Annotated in this window: 21 protein-coding genes; 14 read left to right on the top strand and 7 right to left on the bottom strand. The window is 60.2% G+C overall.

Annotation, left to right across the window (positions count from 1 at the left end; all coding sequences use genetic code 11):
- Positions 1-42: 42 nt before the first annotated feature.
- On the bottom strand, positions 43-1,989 hold the full coding sequence (locus GKZ68_RS17520) for a T9SS type A sorting domain-containing protein (RefSeq protein WP_173117053.1): 1,947 nt from the start codon (positions 1,987-1,989) through the stop codon (positions 43-45).
- 531 nt (positions 1,990-2,520) lie between these two features.
- Between GKZ68_RS17520 and GKZ68_RS17515 the strand changes: the two genes are divergently transcribed.
- Positions 2,521-3,891, top strand: a complete 1,371-nt coding sequence (locus GKZ68_RS17515) for a sigma-54 dependent transcriptional regulator (RefSeq protein WP_173117051.1) — start codon at positions 2,521-2,523, stop codon at positions 3,889-3,891.
- A gap of 338 nt (positions 3,892-4,229) precedes the next feature.
- Here GKZ68_RS17515 and GKZ68_RS17510 read toward each other — a convergent pair whose 3' ends face one another.
- On the bottom strand, positions 4,230-4,610 hold the full coding sequence (locus GKZ68_RS17510) for a T9SS type A sorting domain-containing protein (RefSeq protein WP_173117049.1): 381 nt from the start codon (positions 4,608-4,610) through the stop codon (positions 4,230-4,232).
- A 170-nt stretch (positions 4,611-4,780) separates the two neighbouring features.
- Here GKZ68_RS17510 and GKZ68_RS17505 point away from each other — a divergent pair, with 170 nt between their 5' ends.
- Together GKZ68_RS17505 and GKZ68_RS17500 are read left to right on the top strand one after the other, a co-directional pair.
- Positions 4,781-5,896, top strand: coding sequence for an NAD(P)/FAD-dependent oxidoreductase (locus GKZ68_RS17505; protein ID WP_173117047.1), 1,116 nt, complete (start codon positions 4,781-4,783; stop codon positions 5,894-5,896).
- 161 nt (positions 5,897-6,057) lie between these two features.
- A complete protein-coding gene (locus tag GKZ68_RS17500; protein WP_173117045.1) occupies positions 6,058-7,176 on the top strand; it encodes a type III polyketide synthase in 1,119 nt (372 codons plus the stop codon).
- Positions 7,177-7,570: 394 nt separating this feature from the next.
- Here the strand turns inward: GKZ68_RS17500 and GKZ68_RS17495 are convergent, their stop codons facing one another.
- Positions 7,571-7,843, bottom strand: a complete 273-nt coding sequence (locus tag GKZ68_RS17495) for a hypothetical protein (protein WP_173117043.1) — start codon at positions 7,841-7,843, stop codon at positions 7,571-7,573.
- Positions 7,844-7,984: 141 nt separating this feature from the next.
- Positions 7,985-8,689, bottom strand: coding sequence for a methyltransferase domain-containing protein (locus GKZ68_RS17490; RefSeq protein WP_254244054.1), 705 nt, complete (start codon positions 8,687-8,689; stop codon positions 7,985-7,987).
- A gap of 120 nt (positions 8,690-8,809) precedes the next feature.
- Here GKZ68_RS17490 and GKZ68_RS17485 point away from each other — a divergent pair, with 120 nt between their 5' ends.
- On the top strand, positions 8,810-9,715 hold the full coding sequence (locus GKZ68_RS17485; protein ID WP_173117041.1) for an SMP-30/gluconolactonase/LRE family protein: 906 nt from the start codon (positions 8,810-8,812) through the stop codon (positions 9,713-9,715).
- Between the two features lie 10 nt (positions 9,716-9,725).
- Here the strand turns inward: GKZ68_RS17485 and GKZ68_RS17480 are convergent, their stop codons facing one another.
- A complete protein-coding gene (locus tag GKZ68_RS17480; protein WP_173117039.1) occupies positions 9,726-10,940 on the bottom strand; it encodes an NAD(P)-dependent oxidoreductase in 1,215 nt (404 codons plus the stop codon).
- Between the two features lie 171 nt (positions 10,941-11,111).
- Between GKZ68_RS17480 and gcvP the strand changes: the two genes are divergently transcribed.
- Together gcvP and GKZ68_RS17470 are read left to right on the top strand one after the other, a co-directional pair.
- Entirely contained in the window at positions 11,112-14,036 is a 2,925-nt protein-coding gene (gcvP, locus tag GKZ68_RS17475; protein WP_173117037.1) for an aminomethyl-transferring glycine dehydrogenase, read from the top strand.
- A 195-nt stretch (positions 14,037-14,231) separates the two neighbouring features.
- Positions 14,232-14,861, top strand: a complete 630-nt coding sequence (locus tag GKZ68_RS17470; RefSeq protein ID WP_173117035.1) for a DUF4136 domain-containing protein — start codon at positions 14,232-14,234, stop codon at positions 14,859-14,861.
- Between the two features lie 71 nt (positions 14,862-14,932).
- Here GKZ68_RS17470 and lipA read toward each other — a convergent pair whose 3' ends face one another.
- A complete protein-coding gene (gene lipA, locus GKZ68_RS17465) occupies positions 14,933-15,847 on the bottom strand; it encodes a lipoyl synthase (protein WP_173117033.1) in 915 nt (304 codons plus the stop codon).
- A gap of 42 nt (positions 15,848-15,889) precedes the next feature.
- Entirely contained in the window at positions 15,890-16,744 is an 855-nt protein-coding gene (locus tag GKZ68_RS17460; protein WP_173117031.1) for a hypothetical protein, read from the bottom strand.
- A gap of 77 nt (positions 16,745-16,821) precedes the next feature.
- Here GKZ68_RS17460 and GKZ68_RS17455 point away from each other — a divergent pair, with 77 nt between their 5' ends.
- The 8 genes from GKZ68_RS17455 (at position 16,822) to GKZ68_RS17420 (ending at position 26,078) form a co-directional block, all read left to right on the top strand.
- Positions 16,822-17,241 (top strand): OsmC family protein, encoded by a 420-nt coding sequence (locus GKZ68_RS17455; RefSeq protein WP_173117029.1) that lies wholly within the window; start codon positions 16,822-16,824, stop codon positions 17,239-17,241.
- A 112-nt stretch (positions 17,242-17,353) separates the two neighbouring features.
- A complete protein-coding gene (locus GKZ68_RS17450) occupies positions 17,354-17,995 on the top strand; it encodes a sulfite oxidase-like oxidoreductase (RefSeq protein WP_173117027.1) in 642 nt (213 codons plus the stop codon).
- Complete coding sequence (locus GKZ68_RS17445) at positions 17,992-18,735, top strand: ferredoxin reductase (protein WP_173117024.1); 744 nt, start codon at positions 17,992-17,994, stop codon at positions 18,733-18,735. Before GKZ68_RS17450 ends, GKZ68_RS17445 begins: the two co-directional genes overlap by 4 nt.
- 361 nt (positions 18,736-19,096) lie before the next feature.
- Complete coding sequence (locus GKZ68_RS17440; protein ID WP_173117022.1) at positions 19,097-19,780, top strand: sigma-70 family RNA polymerase sigma factor; 684 nt, start codon at positions 19,097-19,099, stop codon at positions 19,778-19,780.
- A 57-nt stretch (positions 19,781-19,837) separates the two neighbouring features.
- On the top strand, positions 19,838-20,884 hold the full coding sequence (locus tag GKZ68_RS17435; protein ID WP_173117020.1) for a FecR family protein: 1,047 nt from the start codon (positions 19,838-19,840) through the stop codon (positions 20,882-20,884).
- A 156-nt stretch (positions 20,885-21,040) separates the two neighbouring features.
- Positions 21,041-24,442: a TonB-dependent receptor gene (locus GKZ68_RS17430; RefSeq protein ID WP_173117018.1), complete on the top strand. Its 3,402-nt coding sequence runs from the start codon at positions 21,041-21,043 to the stop codon at positions 24,440-24,442.
- 21 nt (positions 24,443-24,463) lie between these two features.
- Complete coding sequence (locus GKZ68_RS17425; protein WP_173117016.1) at positions 24,464-24,769, top strand: hypothetical protein; 306 nt, start codon at positions 24,464-24,466, stop codon at positions 24,767-24,769.
- Positions 24,770-24,821: 52 nt separating this feature from the next.
- A complete protein-coding gene (locus GKZ68_RS17420; RefSeq protein ID WP_302051996.1) occupies positions 24,822-26,078 on the top strand; it encodes a RagB/SusD family nutrient uptake outer membrane protein in 1,257 nt (418 codons plus the stop codon).
- Positions 26,079-26,128 lie beyond the last annotated feature (50 nt).

Below are 26,128 nucleotides of genomic sequence, written 5' to 3'. Positions count from 1 at the left end.
AGAGGTACTTTTCGCGAAAAAACGAGGTGAATAAATAAGTTATCAGTCGGCTATTTGCAGGCGCTGCGACGCTAGTTGTTGGCCGGCAGCATTGCGCAGCACTACGTGGTAGATGCCGGCGGCCAGCCCGGCCGTGGCCACAGTGGGCGGCGCGGTGGCGCCTTCGCTGCCTACTACACGGCTATGCAGCAGCTGCCCCATGAGGGAATAAAGCTCCACCGTATAGCCGGCGCTGAGGTCGGTGCTTGTGGCTAGGGTCACGCGCTGCGCGGTAGCCGGCGCAGGGTTAGGATAGAGTGCGAAACCTGCTTTGGCCGAGTTTGCAGCCAGCACTACCACGGCTGACAGGTGCGCCTGGCCATCGGCATCGAGTTGCCGCAGGCGGTAGTAAAGTATACCGGTCTGGGATGCTGCCTCGTTGTCAGTCAGCGAGTAGTTGCGCACTGTGGCGCTACTGCCGGCGGCAGCCACCTGCCCGATGGCGACAAAGCCGGTGGCCGGATTGGCGGTGCGCTCTACCACAAAGCTGGCACTGTTTGCTTCGCTGGCGGTAGTCCAGCTGAGGATAGCCGCGCCTGAGGTAGCCGCGCGGCGCGCGGCAAAGCTGATGAGCGATACAGGGAGCGGCCCGGTCGGCGTGACAATCGCCAATGAGCCGTTAGAGCTGTCGGAGAACGCATAGTACACGCTGGTGTTGCTCACCGCGCTGGCTAGCCCGCCAATCTGAATACCCACCTTCGAAAAATTCTTGGTGGTATTGAAGCTCACCGTCTGGCGGCCATTGGGCAGCACGTTCAGGGTGAGGAGCGACGAGCCGCTAGCCGTTTCCAGTACATTGCCGTTATCGTCGTAAGTAATGAGCGTGACGCGGCTCAGGGCAGTGGCATCGAGCAGCGAGTTATTGCCAATCATCATGCCGGCGCGGTTGCCAGCGCTGCCGGCACCATTCAGGTCGAGGCGCAGAGTCGAGTAGTTATTTACGCCCAGGGGCACATTAATGGTAGCGGCCGAATTGGGGTCACTGGCGGCATTAGCCGGCGACGATACCGAGCAGTTTACGCAGGCCGTTCCATTTGAATACGCTTGGTAATGGGTAGAGGGGTCAGCAAAGCTGGAAATAATTTGCGGGGGCGAGGTCGAAGCCACTCCAACCCCGTAGTACAGCTGCAGATTATCGAGCGCGGCTACCGCATCACTACGCTCAATCGACACGGCATCGAAGGGCATGGTAGCCTGGAAGCTCACCAGCGACTTACTATCCGGCAGCACGCTAAGGCCCAGCAGCGAGGAGCCCGACGCAGTTTCCTGGAGCACCCCGTTTTTGTAGGTTTTCAGCACCAAGTGGCCCAGCACACTCGCATCGAGCAGCGTATTGTCTTTACCGATGACGAAGCCGGCCTTGTACGTACCGGGGGCCGTGCCATTCAGCCCTACCGTAAGCTGGGCCGGGCAATTTACCGAAGCCAGGCTGCTGAAGGTGGCATAGTTGGTGGGGTCACTATCTACCGTGTACGAAGGATTGGTTACTTTATCGGTGCAGCCTGCCACGCCATACTGGCCGATGGCCGCACCCTTCGAATTGGAAGTGAGGCCCGTTACCTGGGCAGCGGTGTTGGCACCAATGCCGTAGGCATAATGCACATTAATGGCCGTGCCCAGGCTCAGCGCCGAGCCGAACTCAACCTCTACTTGGTCGAAAGGCGCCGTCGAGAGTAGCTCCATCTGCACGGGCGCACCTTTGCCAGCGAGTAGTTGCGCCTGGGCGGCGCTAGCTCCCACTACCATCGCATCCTGGGGTGCATTAGGTGTGTTGCCCGTGCTGAGGTAAGTGCGAATCGTAATGGTGCCCAGGGCATTCAAGCTGAGCAGTGAGCTGTTAGGTGAAAGCAACACCCCGCCCCGATAGCCCGCCAGCGCCGTGCCGTTGAGCTGGTAGCGCAGCTTAACAGTACCCGCCACGGGCAGGTAGGCCACCGCCGTTATGGTCACGCTCCCCGCCGGGGTTACCACGCTAGTCGTTACGCCGGGGCCACATAGCCCCAGCGCACAAGTAGTTGGCGACGCACTAATGGGGGCCCCGGTAGAATAGTAAGCAGCAGCCTGTGCCCTTACCGCTATCAGCAGCAAGCCTAGCATCAGAGTAGTTGCGGAAAAGCGGTTAACCGCAACCGACGCCGAGCGAAAAAATTTAACTATTTCAGGAATTCGCATTGCTCTGGTGAATAAAGATTTAGCATGTTCTTTTTCCACCAAATAAGCAGCCAATCTTTTAACCCCTTGTTTAACAGGTAAATTTTATAAACTATATTTACAGGACCTCTCCCAAAAAGAAACTTTATCTTCTTAAAAAAAGGAATTTTGTCTTTTTTGAAACTGTAACCTCGCGCATTTAGAAAGATTTTCTTAGTATTATTCAACAATCATTAAAAAATCATCTTACACTCATTTTATAATTTTACTAATGAAAGTCCACTTTTACCTAAACATTAATTTTTCTTAACGCGCCCACTCTCTTGTGTTATGAAAAATTCTGTCTACTATCATGTCTGGCTTATTGGGCCTGATAGCGCCTATATTACCAGGCTTTGCCATCGCCTTAGCCTTAACCCCGACTACCTGGTACGGCGCTTTACCACGATAGCGCTGGCCCTGGCCCAGCGCTCGTCGGCGACGGCCCTGCCCGATGCCCTTATCCTGGATAGCGATGGCCCGGAGGGCCTGCCCCGACGCTTGGTGCGCAAGTTGCGCGAGCGCCTGCCAGCTGCTCATTTCTTTGTGCTGACCAGCGAACCCGATACTGAAACGGAAACTGACTTACTTGCCCAGGGCATCAGCCAGTACTTGGTAAAGGACCTGCAAAGCCCCGAGCGGCTATGGCAGGCACTGGCAGCGGCCCAGCAGCCCGTAAGTGTGGCTCCCACCAAACCCGAGGCACCGACCGATATGCTGCTCGGCCAGCACGCCAGAATGCAGCAAGTGCGCGAGCTGATTGCGAAGGCCGCCCGCACCACCATTACCGTATCGGTGAGTGGCGAAACGGGCACGGGCAAGGAATTGGTAGCGCAAGCCATTCACGCGCAGTCGGGGCGGGCAGGGCAGCCGTTTGTGGCGCTCAATATGGCCGCCATTCCGCGCGAGCTGTTGGAGAGCGAGCTATTTGGGCACGAGAAGGGGGCTTTTACGGGTGCTACGGCGCGGCGTATCGGCCGCTTTGAGGAAGCCAACGGCGGCACCCTGTTTCTGGATGAGATTGCCGACCTGGAGCTGATGCTGCAAGCCAAGCTGCTGCGGGTGCTGCAAGAGCGCGCCGTGACGCGCGTGGGTGGTGCGCAGCCCGTGCCTTTCGATGTGCGGCTGGTGGTAGCTACTCATCGCGACCTTGCCGCCGAGGTCGAGGCCGGCCGCTTTCGCGAAGACCTGTACTACCGCTTGCTGGGGCTACCCATCGAGCTGCCGCCGCTGCGCCAGCGGGGCCACGATATTCTGCTGCTGGCCGAAGCCTTTGTGCACACGTTTAGCCAGCTCAACAAGCTGCCCGTGCGGGCGTTTAGCGAAGAGGCGCGCAGGCGGCTGCTGAGCCACGCCTTTCCGGGCAACGTGCGCGAGCTGAAGGCGGTAGTAGAGCTGGCTGCTGTGCTGGCCGATGGCCCACAGATTGAAGCTAGCGACATTCCGTTTCGCACGGCGCCAGGCCCACGCGCCACGGAGGCCGTGGCCGCCCCTAGCAGTACTACGCTGGTTTTCCCGTCGCTACGCGAGCAAACGCTGGCCATTATGCAAACTAGCCTCACGGCGCTGAACGGCGACGTAGTAGCCGCCGCCAATCGCCTGCGCGTGGGCCGCTCCACCCTTTACCGCCTCATCCAGAGCGGGCACTTACGCCTCCTCTAGCTGGCAGGCCTAAAATGCCCGAATTTTAGTGTAACCCTAAGCGGGCCACACGGGTTAAACTACCCGTGCCCCTGGGCTAGCTGCCTGGTTGGTTTTTTATTCACATTGCCTTTCCTCTTACAACTATGTGGTTCCTGTTTTTTGCTCTGCTAGCGGCGACTGCGCTCATGGCTCTTGATACTGCCCGCCGCGTGCGCAACATGGTCAGCCCGGTACCGGCCCGCTAGCTTAGCCTGGCTATTGAACAGAAAAAGCAGCCGATGGGCTGCTTTTTCTGTTCAATACCAATAGCCTTTAAGAAAATCTATTCCACCAGTCTGGCCGCAATTCCTTTAGTATCAACGAATAACGAGCTTGCAGAGCTGGCTCGAATTATCGGCTTCCAGCTTTACGTAGTACAGGCCGTTGGCAAACCGGCTAAGGTCCAGCGTTTTGGTGTAGCGCTCGTTGAGCTCGGTGAGCGTTTCGTGGTACATAACCGTGCCGATAACGTTGATGATGCTCACTTCTACCTTGCGGCCCTCAAGGCCGCTAATGGTGAGGTGCACAATACCAGTGCTGGGATTGGGATATACTACCAGGGTTTTGTCATCGAGTGCCGGCCGCACCACCGTTTGGTGCGCCCCCCGAATGGTAGTGGCGTGGGCTGGCCCCGAGCTGCTCACGTAAAGGCCGAGGCTAGCCAACCAGAGTAATCCAAAAAGTAAGGGTTGTTTCATAATATAGTCAACCAGAACACAGTAGCCGGGTGGGATGAAAGTTAACGACGAACCGGTTTTTTGGTTTCGCAAAAGTACACCGGTTCGCCGCCTACCTATACGTTTACTTATCTAAAGCTGGATTTTTACCCGGCCAATCCGTGATTTTACCCAATATAACTTTTACTAGCATGCTGATAGTGGGCGGGGGCCTGGCGGGCTTGGCGGCCGCGCTCGACCTGGCCGGGCGCGGCCACCGCGTGGTAGTGGTAGAGCGACGGCGCTACCCCTTTCACCGGGTGTGCGGCGAGTACGTGAGCAATGAGGTGCTGCCCTACCTGCGCCGGCTGGGGGCCGACCCGGCGGCGCTGGCGCCGGCGGCCATCGGGCAGTTTCGGCTATCATCGCCGGCCGGCCGCCTGCTGGCTAGCCCCCTCGACCTGGGCGGCTTTGGGGTGAGCCGCTACCAGCTCGACGATTTTCTGTACCAAAAGGCAGTATCCCAGGGCGTCGAATTTATTTTTGCCACCGTGGCCGACGTGACCTTCGACGCCGCCACCGACGTGCACACGGTGCACCTGGCCGATGGCCGGCAGCTGGCCGCGCGCCTCGTGCTCGGCACCTACGGCAAGCGCAGCGCCCTCGACCGGCAGCTGGGGCGGCCGTTTTTCGGGCAGCGTTCGCCCTACCTCGGGGTCAAATACCACCTGCGGCTGCCGGGCTTTGCGCGCGATGTTATTGAGCTGCACAATTTTCGGGATGGCTACGCGGGTATCTCGGCCATCGAAGCCGACAAGCTGTGCTTTTGCTACCTCACCACCCGCGCCAACCTCAAGGCGGGCGGTGGTACCATTGCGGCCCTGGAGGGCGAGGTGCTGGCCCAAAACCCGCGCCTGGCCGCTATCCTCACCCATGCCGAAAGGCTCTACCCGCAGCCCGAGGTCATCAATGAAATATCCTTCGCCCCCAAGCTGCCCGTCGAGCAGCACCTGCTGATGGTGGGCGACGCGGCCGGCCTCATCACGCCGCTCTGCGGCAATGGCATGGCAATGGCGCTGCACGGCGCCGCGCTGGCCGCCCCGCTGGCGAGCCGCTTCTTGCGCGGCGAGCTGCCGCGCCCGGCGCTAGAAGCCGCCTATACCCAGGCCTGGCAGCGGCAGTTTGGGGCGCGGCTGCGGGTGGGGCGCGCGGTGCAGGGGCTGTTTGGCGGGCCGGTGCTGAGCGAGCTGGTGGTGGGCAGCCTGCGCTATTGGCCGGCCGCCGTGCGCGCCCTTATGCGCCGCACGCACGGCACGGCGTTTTCCTGAAAAAACCCGCCGCCAAGCTAGCCGTAAAGCCGCGCAAACCCCCAAACCGCTCCCCATTTCGTAGATGGCTAGCCTTGGCAGCTAGCTGGCGCATTTTTTGTGAAGCGTCCGCCAGCGCGCTATTCCTAACTGCGTAAACTTGCGCTTCTAATTACTTCCTGATGCCCAGCTACCTGGGTGCCATCGGCACCGCTACTCCTGCCCACCGCCTTACCCAGCCAGTGATTGCCGATTTTATGGCCGGGGCGCTGGAGCTAGACGCGGGCGGCACGCGCAAGCTGCGGGCCCTCTACCGGGTGTCGGGCATCGAGCACCGCCACTCGGTGCTGGTCGACTACGGCCGGGAGAATGGCGACTACGATTTTTTTCCGAACACGCCGGGCCTGGAGCCTTTCCCGAGCGTGAGCCAGCGCATGGCCGCCTACCGCCGCGAGGCGCTGCCGCTAGCCCTGGCCGCCGTGCAGGACTCGCTGCGCCAGGCGCCGAGCATCGCGGCGGCCAGCCTCACGCACCTCATCACGGTGAGCTGCACGGGCATGTACGCGCCGGGGCTCGATATTGAATTGGTAACGGCGCTGGGCCTGCCCTCCTCAGTACGGCGCACCTGCGTCAACTTCATGGGTTGCTACGCGGCCGTAAATGCCCTGCGCCTCGCCGATGGCATGGTGCGCGCCGACCCCGCCGCCCGCGTGCTGGTAGTGAGCGTGGAGCTCTGCACCCTGCACTTTCAGAAAAGCCACGAGGAAGACCACTTGGTGAGCAACGCGCTGTTTGCCGATGGCGCGGCGGCCTGCTTGGTGCTGGGGCAGCCGTTGGCCAGCCCCGCGCCCAGCCTGGCGCTGCGCGCCTTTCACTGCGGCCTGGCGCCCGAGGGTGTGCAGGACATGGCCTGGCACATCGGCGACTTTGGCTTCGAGATGACGCTCTCGGGCTACGTGCCGGCGCTCATTCAAAGGGGCATCGGGCAGCTCACGGCCGACTTATTAAAGGATTTGCCGGTGCGCCGCGAAGACATCCGCCACTTCGCCCTGCACCCCGGCGGCCGCAAAATTTTGGAAGCCATCGAGCAGGCCCTGGGGCTGACCAAGGACGACAACCGCTACGCCTACCAGGTGCTGCGCGACTACGGCAATATGTCGTCGGCCACGGTGCTCTTCGTGCTGCGCGAATTATTGGCCGCCGCTAGCCCCGCCGACCACGGCGCACCGGTGCTAAGCTGCGCCTTCGGCCCAGGCCTGACGATGGAAGCCATGCTGCTGGAGATAGTGGCGGGAGAGTAATTTTTACATATTGCAAACGGTCGTGGCTGTTGCAGAAGTCGGAACAACGACCTTAAAAGCCTCCTAAGTTGGCGTCAAGCAAATAAAAAGGCTTTTAAAGCGGTCCTTTCCGGCGATTGTAGGCTCAACCAACCCATTCGTGAGGCCTACCCGAGGGTTCTGCAACAGCCACGGTCGTTCATAGAATGTAAAAATCTCCACTATTGCTGATAGAAAACGTTCTTTGCTAACAACTTGATATGGTAGTCATCTAGCCAATCGCAATCGACACCTATACTTTCTATATAACGTTTAAATTTCCAAGGGTCAAAGCGATAGTTGCCTATTTCATCCAAGTCGAAAGACACGAGTTTTCCATTCTTGAATTCTATCGCACAACGATTGCTCAGCGCATTTAAGCTGCTGTTTCATCATTGCTTAAAGCCATATACAGGGCATACATGACCACGAAAGCAAGCAGCACAAATAATCCATCTATCGGAACCATACTACCCAGGCCTGCAAAAAGTAGCGCGGCCACCACCCCGCAAACACGCGAGCTGCGTGAAGTGCCTTTTTTAGTTAACGCATAGATGATGACGAGTCCCACTATCACAAAAGGCCCTAAAATGACAAAGCCGGTCAATTTAAGGATTGCATTTTCGTCTAAGAAGAGAGCTAGTAGCATTACTACAAATTTATTGTTCTTCTAAGATTCGTCCTCGACGAAAGCTTATGTGAAGTGGCTTTTTCAAGAATTATTCAACTACTTACGCGGCTGTGTAGCCGCAATAAAACACAAGCTTAGTCCTTCGATAAGCTTCTCAACTTAAGTATAGATGACTACCTGCCACCGAAAGGCCCAGCACCAGCGCAGCGCGTACTGCGTAATGCCCGCCTCGGCCAGTAGCCGCACCCAGTCTTGCCGCGAGAAGGCGCGCGCTACCGAGAGCGGCGCATCGTGCTGCACCAGGCGCGAGCCACCAAGCAGCCTGGTCAAATATTTAATGCTGTAGTAAGCTAGCGGGTGGCGGTGCAGGTCGTTGATAATTACGGCTAGCCTGGCCTGCTGGTGCCAGCTGCGCAGTAGGGCCACCAGCTCGGCATCGGTGAAATGGTGGCAGAACAGGCTTGCCGTGAGCACCTCGTATTGCTGGGCAGCAAACTCGGGCGAAAAAATATCGGCCTGCCGATACGTGATTTCGGGATAGGCCTGGCTTTTGGCGGCGGCGTAGGCCAGCATAAATTCGTTGGCATCGATGCCTACCAGCTCGGCGGGCACGCCGTGCCGCCGCGCCCAGCGGGCCACGTGCCGCAGGGTGTCGCCGCCACCGCTGCCCAGGTCGGCCAGGCGCAGGGGGCGGCCCTGGGGGAAGCGCGGCCGTAGCCGGGCCAGCGCGGCCAGCACCGGGCGGTAGCCCCCTAGCCAGGTATTTATCGTTTCGAGCTCATCGAGATTTTGCCGCAGCTCGTCAGTAGCCAGGGTGAGGTCGTCCATGAGCTCGGCGGCGGTGGCGCGGGTCGTCAACTTCATAGCAGCAAAGGTGAACTGGGCATGAATGTTTTACGTACTGGGACTAAAGCGATAAATAATAGCAGATTATCGAGAGCATGTACTAACTTTGAAGTCCCTCGCCGGCGCTTTTCCCACGTTATGCCCACACCTATACGATTGCGTAGCCTGCTAGCGGCGGTTTTGCTGACTGCGGCCCAGCCAGCGGCTACTCCGCCGGCTTCGTTTGGGTTTCCCGATGGCGTGGCTGTCGATGCTTCCGGCACGGTATACGTGGTCGATACCGACAACGCTGCCGTAGACAAAGTGAGCCCTGGCGGTGAGGTAACCCCCCTTAACGCGGGCACGCTAGCCTACCCTACGGGCGTGGCAATAAGCGCTGCTGGCACGATTTACGTAGCCGATGCCGGCAGCCACAGCATTGTGCAGGTGAGCCCGGCCGGCGAAGTAAGCACCCTGACGCACAGCAAGGAGCTCGTATTTCCGGCGGCGGTGGCCGTCGATACCGAGGGCAATGTATACGTGGCCGACTCGGGCAGCGAGCCGGGCAGCGGCACCGTGCAAAAAGTGAGTGCTCGCGGTGCTCGCACTACCCTAGCCAAGGGCCTGAATAAGCCGGCTGGCATCACCGTGAGTGCCCAAGGTATTGTGTATGTGTCTGATACCGGCAACAATGTGGTGCGCCAGATTGAGGCCGATGGGCGCGTTACGGCCCTGGCCGCTACGTTTAACCATCCGCGCGGCCTTGCCCTCGATGGTACCGGCGCGCTACTGGTAGCCAACACTTACGATAACAATATTCGCCGCGTGAGCCCCACCGGGGAGGTTACGCTGCTAGCCGGGGGCTTCAATTTTCCGGCGGGCCTGGCAACTGCCCCGGTTGGCATTGTGTACGTAACTGATACGGGCACCAGCTCGGTGCGCAAAATTGGCCCCGATGGGCAGGTATCGGTGCTAGCCGGAGGCGGGGGCAGCCCCGCACCAGCTCCGCAACTCACGGCCGATAGCTCGGCCAGCAGCCACGCCGATATTACCCGGCACAAGTAACCCCCTTAGCTCAGGCCACATAAGCAGCCAAGTAGGCGTAGCGCGGCAACAGCCGCCCGCCGCTGGCAATGGTGGCCCGGGCCAGTACACCGGCCGCATCGCCGCCGAGCAGGTGCGGAAACATCTGGTCGAGCAGCTGGCGGCCAAAATCGCGGCTGGCGTTGCGCGGCAGCTCGCAGGGCAGATTATCCACGGCCATTACGGTGATGTTTGCGGGGCTCGAATAGGGTGCTTCCAGCTCGCCGCTAGCCGGGTTGTAGTCGAAGGCAGGCTGCTCAATAGTAGTGCTGCGCTTGGTGAGCGGGATGGAGCCATTCACGTCACAGGTCACATCAGCAATCGTATTCAGTTTAAAATCAAGCCGGCGCGTATCAGCTTCCTCAAATAGGCGCGGAGCAGCCGGGTCCCAATAGGCGCAGGCAATGAGCAGGTCCGTGACGGGCAGAAAGTTGCCGAACGTGGACTCGTAAGCCGTAGGCTCCTGGTGAAAATTAGCCGTGTCCCACACCCGGCCATCGCGGCGGCGGTTGTAGTCCGAGCTGCGCAACTGGGTGTACACCGGCTCGTTAAAATCGAGGTAGAGGTAGTCGTACACGCTCACCCGCCGGATGCCCATGCGGCCCAGCACCTCCACTGCGCCCTGCGCCACCCGGCCCGAGCCCGTCACGGCTATCTTGATGGGCGGCAGGCGCTTGACCTTAAAAAACTCTTCCTGCATATCTTCCATATCCACGCACTGCCAGGCCGGCTTGAGGGTAAATAACCCGTGCTTGCGGCCGTAGGTCAGCAGGCCGTTGTAGGCGCCTACTATGCCCGCCCAGTGCCCAAAGGCCACCACGCGCTCGCCGGCCGCATTGGTCAATAGCTCATAGTCGATGAGCGTAATCTTTTCGCGCAGAATGGTTTGCAGCAGCACCCGGTTGCGTGGCTGCTGCTTCACGGTGTGTGAGAAGAAGAAATACGTCTTGCCGGGCAGCAGCCACTCCACCGGCACTTCCTTCACCCCTAGCAGCACCTCGCAGGCTGCCATATCCTCGCTCACCTCCAGGCCGAGGTCGCGGTATTCCTGGTCACTAAAAGCGCGGGTGACGCTGGGCTGCACCCGCACGCGCAGGCCGGGGTAGGTGTCTTGCAGCTCGACGCATTTTTTGGGGGTGAGGGCCACGCGGCGGTCGGGTGGGGTGCGGCCTTCGCGCAGCAGGCCAATGAGGGTGGGAAAAGGCATAGGCGATAAAGTCCATAGGAGAACGTTATGCTTCACTATATTCAGCATCACGTTCTTTTTTGGCTAAGAGCGGACATTAGAGTCCAAAAGTACACCCCTAGCCGGACCAAACCGGGCGTACCTTTGTTACGGAAAAAGTTGCCTTCTTCTCCCCTCCCCCAGCCCACGTGTATGTCGTTTAGATTCAAGCCCGCCGACGTGTTTGAAACCCGCCACAACGCCCCCGACCAGGCTAGCCAGCAGGCCATGCTGCAAGCCGTTGGGGCCGCCGACCTGGCCCAATTGATTGCCGAAACGGTGCCCGCCGCCATTCGCCTGCCCCACGCCCTCAGCCTGCCACCGGCCCTCACCGAGCGCCAGTTTTTGAAGCGCTTCAAGCAGATTGCCAGCCAGAACAAGGTGTATAAGAGCTACATCGGGCTCGGGTATCACGACACCACGCTGCCGCCCGTTATCCAGCGCAACATTCTCGAAAACCCCGGCTGGTACACCGCCTACACGCCCTACCAGGCCGAGATTGCCCAGGGCCGCCTCGAAGCGCTCATCAACTACCAGACGATGGTGATTGACCTCACCGGCCTGCCCATCGCCAATGCCAGCCTGCTCGACGAGGCCACCGCCGCCGCCGAGGCGCTGCACATGCTGCACTCGCAAACCAAGAAGAAAAACGCCACCAAGTTCTTCGTCTCGGAGCAAGTTTTGCCCCAAACGATTGACGTGCTGCGCACCCGCGCCACGCCGCTCGGCATCGAGCTGGTTATCGGCGACCACCGCACGGCCGACCTGAGCGACGAGGCCTTCTTCGGCGTAATCGTGCAGTATCCCGGCGCCAATGGCACCGTGTTCGACTATACCGAGTTTATTGCCAAAGCGCAGGCTAATAACCTGTTCGTAGTAATGGCCGCCGACCTGCTGGCCCTCACGCTGCTGACTTCGCCCGGCGAGCTGGGTGCCGATGTGGTGGTGGGCTCGTCGCAGCGCTTTGGCGTGCCGATGGGCTTTGGCGGGCCGCACGCGGGCTTCTTCTCGTGCAAAGACCAGTTTAAGCGCGTCATTCCCGGCCGCATTATTGGGCAGAGCGTGGACGCGGCCGGCAACAAGGCCTACCGCATGGCGCTGCAAACCCGCGAGCAGCACATTCGCCGCGAAAAAGCGACCTCTAATATCTGCACCGCGCAGGTGCTCTTGAGCGTGCTGGCCGGCATGTTTGCCGTGTACCACGGGCCGAAGGGCATCCGGCAGTTTGCCGTGAACACGCACCTATTTGCCCAGATTCTGGAAGCCGAGCTGAAAGCGCTAGGGGTCGAGCAGCTGAACAGCCACTATTTCGACACGCTGAGTTTGCGCCTCGAAAGCCACGAGCTGCAGCAGGCGTTGAAGACCGAGGCCGAGGCAGCCGGCATCAACTTCCGCTACTACGAGGATACGCTGGTGTGCATCAGCCTGCACCAGAACGTGGAAATCGACGACGTGCGCGACATCGTGGACCTCTTCGCCAAGGTGTTGGGCAAGGAGGTAGCCACCCCGGCCGCCCCCACCGCCGAGGCCGAGCTGACCCTAACCTGGCCCGAAAACCTGCAGCGCACCAGCGAGTACCTCACGCACCCGGTCTTCAACACGCACCACGCCGAACACGAGCTGCTGCGCTACATGAAGCAGCTCGAAAACAAGGACCTGAGCCTCGCGCACAGCATGATTCCGCTAGGGTCGTGCACCATGAAGCTGAATGCTACCGCCGAGATGATACCCGTGACCTGGCCCGAAATCGGCCAGCTGCACCCCTTCGCGCCGGCCGACCAGACGGTGGGCTACCAGCAGATTATCCGCGACCTGCAAGCCTGGCTGTGCGAGGTGACGGGCTTTGCGGCAGTGAGCCTCCAGCCCAACTCGGGCGCCCAGGGCGAATACGCCGGCCTGCTAGCCATCCGCGGCTATCACTTGAGCCGCGGCGACCACCACCGCACGGTGGCGCTCATCCCGGCTTCGGCCCACGGCACCAATCCCGCCTCGGCCGTGATGGCCGGCATGCAGGTAGTGGTGGTAAAAAGCACCGAAGACGGCAACGTGGATATGGACGACCTGCGCGCCAAAATCGCGCAGCACGCCGACCGCCTCTCGTGCCTCATGGTGACCTACCCCAGCACGCACGGCGTGTACGAGGAAACGATTATCGAAATCTGCGAGCTCATTCACCAGGCCGGCGGCCGGGTGTACATGGACGGCGCCAACATGAATGCTCAGGTCGGCCTCACCTCGCCCGCCAGCATCGGCGCCGACGTGTGCCACCTCAACCTGCACAAAACGTTCTGCATCCCGCACGGCGGCGGCGGCCCCGGCGTGGGCCCCATCGGCGTAGTGGCCGACCTCATTCCGTACCTGCCCGGCCACGTGGTGGTGCCGGTAGAAGGCCGTAGCAGCGGCGCCGTGTCGGCCGCGCCGTATGGCTCGGCTAGCATCCTGCCCATCAGCTACGCCTACATTTCGATGATGGGCGGCGATGGCATTACCCGTGCTACCGAGCTGGCTATCTTGAACGCCAACTACATCAAGGCTCGCCTGGAGGCGCACTATCCCGTGCTCTACACCGGCAGCCAGGGCCGCTGCGCCCACGAGATGATTCTCGACTGCCGCCACTTCAAGAAAGCCGGCATCGAGGTCGAAGACATCGCCAAGCGCCTGATGGACTACGGGTTCCACGCGCCCACCGTGAGCTTCCCGGTAGCCGGCACGCTCATGATTGAGCCCACGGAGAGCGAAAGCAAGGAGGAACTGGACCGCTTCTGCGACGCCATGATTGCCATCCGCAAGGAGATTACGGAGGTAGAGGAAGGCCGCGCCGATGTCAAGGAAAACGTGCTGAAGCACGCGCCCCACACTGCGGCCACGGTGCTCGTGCACGACTGGACGCGCCCCTACTCGCGCGAGCAGGCCGTGTACCCGCTGCCCTACGTGCGCAACGCCAAGTTCTGGCCCACCGTCAGCCGCATCGACTCGGCCTACGGCGACCGCAACCTCATTTGTAGCTGCACCCCGCTGGAGGAATACGCCGACGAGCAGGAGCAGCTCGTTTCGACGGATAAGGGGCCGTCGTACTAGGCAATACCTATCTGTCAGGCTGCTTAAAAACGCCCGGCTGAGCACGCGAAAGCGACTCGGCCGGGCGTTTGGCGTAGCGGTCGAGTGGCTAAGGAGAATAGTCGGCTAGCCTACTTTTTTTGGAACATTGCCCCGGCCGGCCGCGTTAAGCTCCTACCTCCGCATTCGTGGATTATCCTATTAATTTTTAGCCTTATGAACCGCATCACTCATCTTCTGGCCCGTCCGGTCGCCCTGGTGGTCACGGGCCTGGCGCTGACCTTTGGCGTGGCCTCCTGCGCTACCTCGGCCAACGTAGCCGCGACCAGCGACTTTGACCACGCCGTTAACTTCCGCGCTTATAAAACCTGGGCCTGGTACCCTAAGCAAGCCAATGATACCGAGGGTGGCCCCGCCCGCGGCTACGAGTCATTCACGGACCAGCGCATCCGCGACGCCGTGACTAAAGACCTGACGGCCAAAGGCCTGACCGAAGTAGCCAATAACGCTAGCCCCGACGTGTACGTGGCCTACAGCGTGCGCGTCGAAAACAAGCAGCAGCTTGCGGGGGGCTACCCCTACGGCGGCTACGGCTATCCGTACTACGGCTATGGCTACGGCGGCTTCGGGGGCTACCCCTACGGCGGCCGCGCTTACAACTACAAGGCTGGCACCGTGATTATTGACATCGTGGATGCTCGCCGTAAGGAGCTCGCCTGGCGCGGCACCGGCCAGGCCCAGCTCGACCAAAACAGCATCTCGGAAGCTGAAACCTACCGCATCGTGAATAGCGTGCTGGGCAATTATCCGCCCACCGACACGCGCCGCCCGGCCGCCGTGCGCTAAGCGCTGGCTAGCCTGTTTGACACAAAAACGCCCCGCCAGTTTGGCGGGGCGTTTTTGTGTCTCGCGCCCGACTAAATCGGCACGTTTACATGGCGCTCGGCGTGGTAGCTGCTGCGCACCAGCGGGCCGCTTTCCACATACTTGAGGCCGCGCTTCAGGCCCTCCTCTTTGTAGGCGGCGAAGGTATCGGGGTGAATAAACTCGGCTACGTCGAGGTGGCGCTTGGTGGGCTGCAGGTACTGGCCCAGCGTAAGAATGTCGAGGCCGTTGGCCACAAGGTCGTCCATGGCCTGGTGCACTTCGTCTTGCTTTTCGCCCAGGCCCAGCATAATGCCCGACTTGGTGCGGTGCCCGGCCAGCTTGGTACGCCGGATTTGCTCCAGCGAGCGGTCGTACTTGGCCTGCGGGCGCACCAGGCGGTAGAGACTACCCACGGTTTCCATGTTGTGCGAAATCACTTCCTGGCCGCCCGAAATCATGGTTTCGAGCGCCTCCCAGTTGGCTTTCACGTCGGGAATGAGCGTCTCGATGGTCGTGCCGGGCGAGAGCTGCTTGGTGAACACCACCGTGTCGCGCCACACGCTGGCGCCGCGGTCCTTCAGCTCGTCGCGGTTTACACTCGTAATAACGGCGTGCTTCACTTTCATGAGCGCGATGGCCTCGGCCACCCGGCGCGGCTCGTCGAGGTCCAGCTCGGAAGGGCGGCCAGTAGCCACGGCGCAGAACGAGCACGAGCGCGTGCACACATTGCCGAGTATCATAAACGTGGCCGTGCCGGCACCCCAGCACTCGCCCATGTTGGGGCAATTGCCTGATTCGCAGATAGTATGCAGCTTATGCTCATCCACAAGCTTGCGCACGGCCGCGTAGTCGGGGCCGATGGGCAGCTTCACGCGCAGCCAGTCGGGCTTGCGGGGGCGGGCCCGCGCGGCGGGCGCAATCGGCTCGGCCTGAATAATGGGAAGGGTGAGCAGCAGGTTATCCATAGTATAAAGTTAAGGCCTGGCGGCTAGGCCAGGCAGCCACCCCTAGCTGCGGTGGCCGATGTAAAGTGTGAGGTAAACCGACGGGAAGAACTGTCGGTTTAAACTATTCGGGTCGGCCGGGGCGGGCGGGTTCAGCATGAGCAAACGCTTGGTGTAGGCTTCGAGCAAAAAGCCCACTTCGGCGCCGGCCACAGCATCGCGGTAGCGGCCATACTCGAAGCTGAGGCCACCGCGCAGGTGCACGCCGGGCACTATCTTGGTTTGGGCGATGCCGCTGAACAGCGGCGCCCGGTCGTAGATAAAATTCTCGTTGGCGTGCTCGGGGTGGGCCACCGGGTCGTAGGCCTCATCCACAATCATATCGCTCGACCCGAAGGCATTGTTTTTATACGCCGTGTAGTCGTAGCTGATGTAGTAGGGCATGAGCAGGCCCAGCGTGGGGCCAGCGCTCAGCAGGCCATTGACCTGCACGCCCGCATCGGCGGCCTTACGAAACAGAATGCGCTGAATACCAATGGATGGCCGCAGGGCAAAGGCGTAGTTGGACTTGAATCGCTTGTAGGTGCCCCCGGTGTAGGGGTTGCTGACGCTCTCCTCTTTCGGGTTTTTAAATGACACACCCTCCAGGCTCCAGAAGCGCAGCCAGCGCTCATCGAGCGTGCGCGACACGCGCACGTTGACCCCGCCGATGAGGCCACCCTGGGTATTGAAGTTGAGCCCAAAAATCGTTTCGCGGCGGTACGACTGCTCGTCGGAGGGCATGGTCTGCGGCGGCGCTACTTCGAGGGTGGGGCCCACGGGCGCGGGCGTGGGGCTGGAGGCCTGCGCGTGAGCGCGGCCGGCCCCGGCTAGCATAAGCGCCAGGCAGCCGGCGGCAAGGACGTGCGTCTTGTTCATAGAGAAGTCAAAAATACCTGCCGCGGCGGCTTTTGCCACCCGGCGTTTCACTAACGCGGCTAGGGTAGCTTTGTAGTATGAGCACGCCCCACACCACCGCCACCGCCCGCTACGAGGGCCACCTGCGCACCGAAGCTACGCACACGGCTTCGGGCACTGTTATTCAAACCGATGCCCCGGTTGATAACCACGGGCGCGGCGAAGCCTTTTCGCCGACCGACCTCGTGGGCACCGCCCTGGGCACCTGCATTCTCACCACCATGGCCCTCGTGGCCGAGCGCCACCAGATTGCGCTGGAAGGCAGCTCGTTTGAAATGCAAAAAATAATGAACCAGGAGCCACCGCGCCGCATTGCGCAGCTCAACGTGGAGGTGCATCTACCAGCCAGCCTCAGCGAAACCGAGCGCCGACTGATGGAGCGCACCGCCCACACCTGCCCCGTAGCCCTGAGCCTGAACCCGGAAATCAAGCAAGAGGTTCGGTTTGTGTACGAGTAGCTAAGCTAGCCACGAAGCATGAACGGCTAGTGACCAAGCAGTAGCCCCCAACAACCTTTTGCGGGGGCCGTCGCTTAGTCACTAGCCGTTTCTTGTTTTAACTCCTAAACTAATGGGCTTTTTCACCAACAAGGGCTTTCAGCCCAAGCGCCAGAGCAGCCACAAGCTGCCGCCCGGCCAGTACGAAACCACCGACTTCCCGGTGCTCACGGCCGGCCCCACGCCGCGCATCAACCTCGCCAACTGGGAGTTTCGCCTCGAAGGGCTGGTGGAAGAGCCCGTGAAGTGGAGCTGGGAGGAGTTTAACAAGCTGCCCATGCAGGACTTCAATCCCGACATTCACTGTGTCACGAAGTGGAGTAAATTCGATACCCACTGGCGCGGCATAAGTGTGGACACCTTATTGGAACACGTGAAGCTGAAGCCTGAGGCGCAATACGTGACCGAGTTCAGCTACGGCGGCTACACAACCAATGTGCCCCTGGCCGACCTGCGCGAGGGCAAAGCTTTCGTGGGGCTCCTCTACGATGGTCAGCCGCTAGCCCCCGAGCACGGCGGCCCGGCCCGCCTGGTGGTGCCGCACCTCTACTTCTGGAAAAGCGCCAAGTGGGTGCAGGGCCTACGCTTCACGGCCCAGGACGAGCCCGGCTTCTGGGAGCGCGGCGGCTACAACATGTACGGCGACCCGTGGCAGGAGCAGCGCTACCGCGACGATGACGACGACCAAGCTACCCCTGGCAGCATTCGCCTATGAGCCGCGTAGCCTGGCAGCTCGCCACCGTCAAAAGTATCAAGCCGGAAACACCACGCGTCAAGTCTTTCATTCTCAGCCTGCCCAGCTGGACGCCCCACCTCGCCGGCCAGCACTACGACCTGCGCCTCACCGCCGAGGGTGGCTACCAGGCCGAGCGCAGCTACTCCGTGGCTTCACCGCCCGAGCAGGCCGTCGAGATTGAGCTGACCGTCGAAATTATCGCCGACGGCGAAGTATCGGGCTACCTCCACGAGGGCGTGGCCGTGGGCGACCAGCTGGAAGTGCGCGGCCCCATCGGCGGCTACTTTGTGTGGCGCGGCGAGGCTAGCGCGCCGCCCCTGCTGCTGCTGGGCGGCGGCTCGGGCGTGGTGCCGCTCATGGCCATGCTGCGCCACCGCCAGCGGCTAGGGGTGCGCACGCCGGCCGTGCTGCTCTTCAGCGTGCGCACGCCGGCGGAAGTCATTTACCAGGCCGAGCTAGAGGCAATGGCACAGGCCGACCCCAGCTTTACGCTGCTGCTCGACTACACGCGCCAGGCGCCGCCCGGCTGGGCCGGCTACCAGCGCCGCATCGACGCGGCTCTACTCGCCGAAGTGGTTCAACGGTTTGGCACGGCCATCCCGCAGGCCTTCGTGTGTGGGCCGACGGGGCTGGTCGAGGCAGTGGCTACTGGCTTGCAGACTGCCGGCCTGCCGCCCGAAAGCATTCTTACCGAGCGCTTTGGACCCACGGGCACTTAGCTTTTCAGGTAATAGAGCCCCTGATTTATTGCCAGGCGCGGCAGCCCGCGCCTGGGCAGCCCAGCGTGCACTTTTGTCAACGTGCCGTATCAGCAGCGTTTTTGCTAACATTCTAATTTTCTTGTCTATCACAAACGTTTGCAGTTATAATTTATTCATTTCTTTAAAAAACAATCAGTTACCTAGCGGTTTTCTTTTCTAATTTTAACATAAGATTAAGCGAAGATTAACTTCGCTATTCGCTTGTTTTTAGCTCCTTTTCCCACCCTGTTTAGTTGTTTTCGCGGTAGAGCTTCCTGTTGCCTAGTCTGCGCCAAACGGCTAGCTAGCCAGTATTTCTTCCGCAAAGCACGCTTACCTCGTGAGCTCTACTGCCTTCCACATCTACGCTGCGTATCCAGATGCTGCCTTGCTTGATGCAATGCGCGCCAATGAAGAGGGAGCCTTTGTGGAAATCTACAGGCGCTATTGCTACCGGCTCTTTACCGTGGCCTGCCGCAAGCTGAAGAGCCAGGAAGCAGCCGAAGAGCTAATTCAGGACCTATTTGCCGACCTCTGGAGCCGGCGCGCGGGCTTGCAGGTAGAGCGGCTCGAATCCTACCTCTTTTCGATGGTGCGCTACCGCGTTATCAATTACGTAAAGAGCCAGAAGCTGAAAGCCGGCTACGACCTGTATTGCCGCCTTAGCCAATCAACAATGGACCCAGGCACCGAAGATGCGCTAGCCCTCAATGATTTGACCGCCGCCCTGATGGCCGGCGTGCGCAAGCTGCCCGAAAAAACGCGGGAGATATTCCAGCTCAGCCGGCTTGAGCAATGCACCGTGCCCGAGATTTCGACGCGGGTAAACCTGTCGGAAAAAGCCGTGGAGTATCACCTGACCAAGTCGCTCAAGCTGCTGCGCAGCTACCTGCGCGACTTTTTACTGCTGCTCCTGCCGTTGTTTATTTTTCTTCGACAAATAAATCCGCAGATAATCAACGGTTTGCCATTTACGAAGCAGCATATTTCTTACTATCTTAAGAAAAAGCTGAGCCCGGTTTAGGGCTGGCGGCTGGTTGGTTGACTTCCCTTGTAGAAGCCTGCCTAAAACCCGCTGCTCGTGACGGAAGCCGAATTCCATTCAGTACTCCAACGCTACCTCGATGGCCGTTGCACGCCCCAGGAGCGGGCCTTAGTCGAGCAGTGGTACGACCACCTCGACCAAGCCGAAGAGGTTGCCCAGCCTGCCCCTGGCCAGGCGGCGGTGGAAGATGCCATCTGGCAGCGCCTGATGCAAGACCGGGCCGGAAAGCAGCCTAAGCCGGCCACCCGGGTACGGCGGCGCCCGGCTACTTTCTGGCAAAAGCCTCGTTTTCAGCGGGTGGCGGCGGCATTGCTGCTGGCGGCCGGGCTAGGGGTGCTGCCCTACGCGGCGCGCCTGCGCGAGCAGCCCCGGCCCAGCGCCGTTGCCCCGGCTCATGGCTGGACGCGCCGCCACAACCCAACCCAGGTAGTCGAGAATTTTCAGCTGCCCGATGGCAGTGCCATCGCACTGCACCCAGGCAGCAGCCTGCGCTACGCCACGGCTTTTGCGGGCCCCCGGCGCGACGTATACCTGACGGGAGAAGCCTTTTTTAAGGTCACCAAAAACCCGGCCCGGCCTTTTTTGGTGTTTACTAATCATTTGGTAACAACTGTATTAGGCACGAGCTTTCGAGTGAAAGCCTACACCGGCAGCAAGGAAACCTACGTGGCGGTGCGCGAAGGCAAGGTAGCGGTGCAGGCCCGCCACAATGCCCACCTCGAAGCCACGCCCGCTAGCCCGGCGGCGGCCGGCGTGCTGCTGCTACCCAATCAGCAGGTGGTATACTCGGCTGCCAAGCGCTACCTCAAGAAAGAGCTGGTTGATAAGCCCGTGGTGCTGGCGCCGCAGGTGTTCGAGTTTGAGGAGCGCCCGGTGACGGAAGTGCTCACGGCTCTGGAAAAAGCCTACGGCGTTGACATTGGGTACGATAAGGCCAAGCTGGCCGGCTGCACCGTCAGCATCACCTTCTACGACGAGCCGCTTTTTGAAAAGCTAGGCCTGCTGTGCAAGTCGCTAGGGGCCTACTACACCCTCGCCGATACCCAGATTATCATCCATAGCACGGGATGCCAGCTTAAGTAAGCCTCCCCGACCGCCCGCTCACGAAAGCTGGCAACTGCCGTTTTGCCTCGGGCAGCCGTGCTTTTTTTCCGCGAAGCCGCTGTTGATTAGCCTTTTAAGGGGGCTAGCCGAGCCGCCCGATTTTCTATTGCTTTTCCATTAATTCCCACCCATCCCATGAAAAACCAAGTACAGCTTACCCCACCCTCCTGGTACCCCCTGAAGGTGCTGCTTCAGGCCCTGCTCCTGTGCCTGTTCACGGGGGTTGCCATGGCCCGCACCAGCCTGGCCCAGACCGTGCTGGAGCGTAAGATTACGCTCAGCGCAGAGGGGCAGACGATTAAAGAAATTCTGAATCAGATTGCCAAGCAGGCGGATATCCGCTTTGTGTATAGCCAGCAACTCATTGGGGCCGACCGCAGGGTGAATCTGCGCGCCCAGGATGAGCCCCTGGCCGAGGTACTCGACGAGGTGTTGTCGCCGCTCAAGATTCAGTACGAGGTCAGCAACGACCGCGTGGTGCTGCGGGTGCCCGCCAAACCCACTTCGGCCAACGCCGCGCCCCAGGATGTGGCCATAACCGGCCGGGTAGTTGATGCCAGAGGCGCCGGCCTGCCCGGCGTGACGGTGGTAGTGAAAGGTACCTCACGGGGCACCAGCACTGGCCCCGACGGCAGCTTTACGCTGCAAGCGCCCGAGAATAGCGTGCTGGTATTCAGCTTCGTGGGGTATGCCCGCAAGGAGGTGCCCGTGGCCGGCGCGACCAGCAACCTGAGCGTGACGCTCGACGAAAGCACCCAAGCCCTGAACGACGTAGTGGTAATCGGCTACGGCACGGCCCGCAAGAGCGACCTGACTGGCGCGGTGGCTGCGGTAAATAGCGCGCAGCTGACGCAGGTAGCTACTTCTGACCCCGTGCAGGCCTTGCAAGGCCGCGTGTCGGGCGTAGAAGTGACTTCTAACAGCGGCCAGCCCGGCTCGGGCACCCGCATTCGGGTGCGGGGCGTAGGTACTATTAATAATAGCGACCCGCTGTATGTAGTGGATGGTATTCAGACGAGCGACATCGGCTTTCTGCTGCCCGCCGATATCGAGTCGACGGAGATTCTAAAGGACGCCTCGGCTACGGCCATTTACGGCTCGCGCGGGGCCAATGGCGTGGTACTTATCACGACCAAGCACGGCAAAGCAGGCGCCACGCAATTCAACTTGTTTGGCTACACTGGCTTTCAGCAAATCCGCAAGGAGCTGCCGCTTACCAATGCCGCCCAGTACGCGACGCTCGTGTCGGAGGCCTATACCAATAACGGCCTGCCGCTGCCTACCGACTTTGGTCCGCAACTGCAAAACGCCATTGCAACCAACGCGCAAGGCGTTAATTACCAAGACTTGGTAACCCAGAAGGGGTTGATTACCAACTACAGCTTGTCGGCTTCGGGCGGCACCGAGCAAAACCGTTACCTAGTGAGCGGCAGCTACTTCCAGCAAAATGGCATTGTTATTAACTCGGGCTTCAAGAAGTTCGTGATTCGGATGAATGACGACGTGGTGCTCACCAAGCGCATTAAGGCGGGCGTAGCGGCTACGTTTACCAACAACAACCAAACGGGCAGCGGCGATGGCCAGGGTGGCTCGCAGCCCTACCTGGTGCTGCAATACGCCTTGCAAAAGAATCCGCTCATCGACCCCTACGGCCCCAATGGCGCCTACAGCGATGACATCATTACGCGCAATGCGCCGAACGTGCCGCGCTACCTCGATGAGCAACAGTACAACAGACTGACAAACAACAATTTGTTTACCAGCAGCTACCTGGATGTTTCGCTATTAAAGGGCCTGACGTTCCGCTCCACGTTTGGTATTAACTACTTCAACAACCACCCCAAAGTATACCAGCCGCAGTACTACATCGGCCCGACGGACCAGCGGGCTCAGAGCGCACTTATCGAAACGCGCAGCGAGAATGTGTCGTGGGTGTGGTCGAACTACGCCAACTATACGAAGACGTTTGACGACAACAGCTCCATCTCGGCTACGCTGGGCCAGGAAGCCCAGCGCGGCTACGGCAACGGTATTTCCAGCACGGCCTACAACGTGCCAGCCGATGCCTCGCTCCAGTACTTATCAGCCACGCGCAGCACCAACAACGTCGTGCGTAGCACCCAGTACGACGGCAGCTTGTCTTCTTACTTCGGGCGGGTTAACTTCAATTTCCGCGACCGCTACCTGCTCACGGGTACCTTGCGCTTCGACCAGACCTCGAAATTTTTGCCGGCAGTGCGCACGGGCACGTTCCCGTCGGTGGGCGCTGCCTGGAACATCTCCAACGAGGAGTTTCTCAAGAATGTCAGCTACCTGTCGGTGCTGAAGCTGCGGGCCAGCTATGGCCAGGTGGGCAATCAGAACGCCGCACCCAACTACGGCTACGCGTCAGTGGCTAATGGCAACCAGACCTACGCGTTCAACAACGTCCCTTCCCCTGGCCTAGCCATCACGCAGATTAATAACCCGCTGCTGAAGTGGGAAACGGCCGTTACCACCGACGTGGGCCTCGATGCCGAGCTGTTCAATAGCCAGCTGACCTTCACGGCCGACTACTTCGAGCGGCGCACCAAGGATATGATTGCCCTGCTGCCGGTGCCCGACTACGTGGGCCAGGCCCCCGCCAGCGCCAACGTAGGCTCGCTGCGTAACCGCGGCCTGGAACTGGCCCTGAACTACCGCAACGCCATTGGCAAGCTGCAGTATAATGTGGGGGTTAACTTCACGAAAATCGACAACGTAGTGACGAGCCTGGGGGGTGGCAACGCCATTGCCGCCGGTAATGTGCTCACGCAAATCGGCAACACTACGCTCACCGACGTGGGCCACGAGGTAGCCTACTTCTACGGCTTGCAGGCCGATGGGGTATTCCACAGCCAGAACGAAATTGATGCCTACAAAAACCCGGATGGCACGCTTATTCAGCCTAATGCGCATCCCGGCGACATGAAGTACTTGGACACTAATAAAGACGGCAAAATCGATGCGTCCGACAACACCTACCTGGGTAGCGGCACTCCCAGATTTAGTTACGGAGCTTCGTTGAACCTGAACTACGCTGGTTTTGATTTCAAGGTGCTGCTCTACGGGGTGCAGGGTGCCGAGGCCATCAACGGCGCAGGCTTCAACCTGAACAAGTCCTCCGATTTGGTGGGGGTGTGGAGCAACTTCTACGCAAGCCGCATGGACCGCTGGACCCCTAGCAACCCTAATAGCAACCAGCCCCGCGTGACGGCTACTGACAATAACGGCAACGACCAATTCAGCAGCCGCTACGTGGAAGATGCCAGCTACCTGCGGGCCCGCAACATGGAGCTGGGCTACTCCTTACCCAAGACCTTTCTGGGCCGCTACCAGGTGAGTGGGGCTCGGGTATTCTTATCGGTTGATAACGTGTTTACCATCACCAAGTACACGGGCTACGACCCGGAGATTTCGACGGTCGCGTCCTACAATAACCCCCTGGCCTACGGCGTGGACTACGGCAACTATCCGCAGGCCCGCACCTACCGCCTGGGCTTCAACGTGCAGTTCTAATCAGCTATCCCACCCATTTATATGAAACCCACCCGCGCCGCCGTATTGCTCGGCCTGCTCCTAACTACTGCGCTCACTCCGGGCTGCAAAGACTTTTTGGATAAACAACCCCTCGGCACCACTACCCAGGATAACCTTTTTAAGGACCCTACCAACGCCGTGCAGGCCGTAAATGCCGTGTACGATGTGACGGCCTGGGACCAGGGCCCCAAGTGGGGCGACCCCAACGGCAACTACGTGGCCCAGACCTACGAATGGATGTTTGGGGACTTGATGACTGATGACTCTGAAAAAGGTGGCGGGGGCCTAGCGACTTTCAACCCCTGATTCAGCTCAAAAGCTGGAACATTCCGTCGTCTAACCCGCCCGTCACCACGCTTTGGGTGCACAGCTTCACGGGCATTGCCCGGGCCAATACGGTCATCAACAATATCGACGCCGGCACCATCGATGCCGCCCTGAAAGCGCGGTTGAAGGGGAGGCCTTGTTTCTGCGGGCCTATTTCTACTTCAACCTGGTGAAGGGTTTCGGAGGGGTGCCCCTGTTCGAGAAGTCTATTGCGCCTACCGAAGCGGGCAACGTAAGCCGGGCTTCCATTGCCCAGACCTACGCCTTTATTGAGAAGGATTTGAAGGCCGCCGCCGCGCTGTTGCCCGAAAAAAGCGGCTATACGGGCAATGATATAGGGCGGGCTACCAAGGGTGCTGCTAATGGTTACCTTGCTCGCGTTATCATGTACCAGCTGGGCACCGTAAACGGCAACAACCACACCTGGCAGGAGGTATACGACCTGACCAGCACCATCATCAGCTCGGCGCAGTACAGCCTGCTGGCCAACTATGCCGCCATCCACCAGGATATTGGCGAGAACAGCAGCGAGTCGGTATTCGAAATTCAGTTTGGGACGGACAACAACACTTACGGACCCATCTCGATTGGAACGACTAACAATATCTTCCAGAACAACCGCAAGACCTGGGGCTATGGGTTTAACAACCCCACGCAAAATCTGGTCGATGAGTTTGAGCCTAACGACCCGCGCAAAGAAGTCACGGTTATCAAGAACGGCGACATCGTACTGGGCATCCTCAACGTTGTCGACCTCACGGCCAATGCTACGGGCTACTTTAACCGCAAGGCGGCTATTCTTGCCCCTGCCGCCCCGGAGGCCGGCCCCCAGAATATTCGCAAAATTCGCTACGCCGATATTCTGCTGATGAAAGCTGAGGCCGCCGCCCAGCTTGGGAAAAATGGTGAAGCTGTAGCCTTGGTAAACCAGGTGCGCCAGCGGGCCCGCATGTCGACGCGCCCGCCGGGCACTACGCTGGGCTCGTTGAGCTACGAGCCGGCTAACACCCCGGCCGGCACCCTGCCCGACCTAGCGGCTAGCCTTTCGGGTCAAAACCTGCTCAACGCCATCTGGCACGAGCGCCGGGTAGAGTTTGGGGAGGAGTCGCTGCGCTATTGGGATTTAGTACGCACCGGCCGCTACCTGGCCACCCTGCCGGCCGACGTGCGGTCGCGGGCCATGACGCACGTTGCCACCGAGGCTTCCGTCAATCCCTTCCCCCTGCTGCCCATCTCCCTGAACGATGCGCAGACCTGGGGTGTGCCTCAGAACCCCGGCTATAACTAACCACTGAAAACCTGCTGACCAACAAAAGCGCCATTCCGAGCTAGGCTCGG

This window comes from Hymenobacter sp. BRD128 (assembly GCF_013256625.1).
Taxonomy (GTDB): Bacteria; Bacteroidota; Bacteroidia; order Cytophagales; family Hymenobacteraceae; genus Hymenobacter.
The sequence above is the reverse complement of the archived record's forward strand: the minus strand, read 5'-3'. Positions and strand labels throughout refer to the sequence as shown.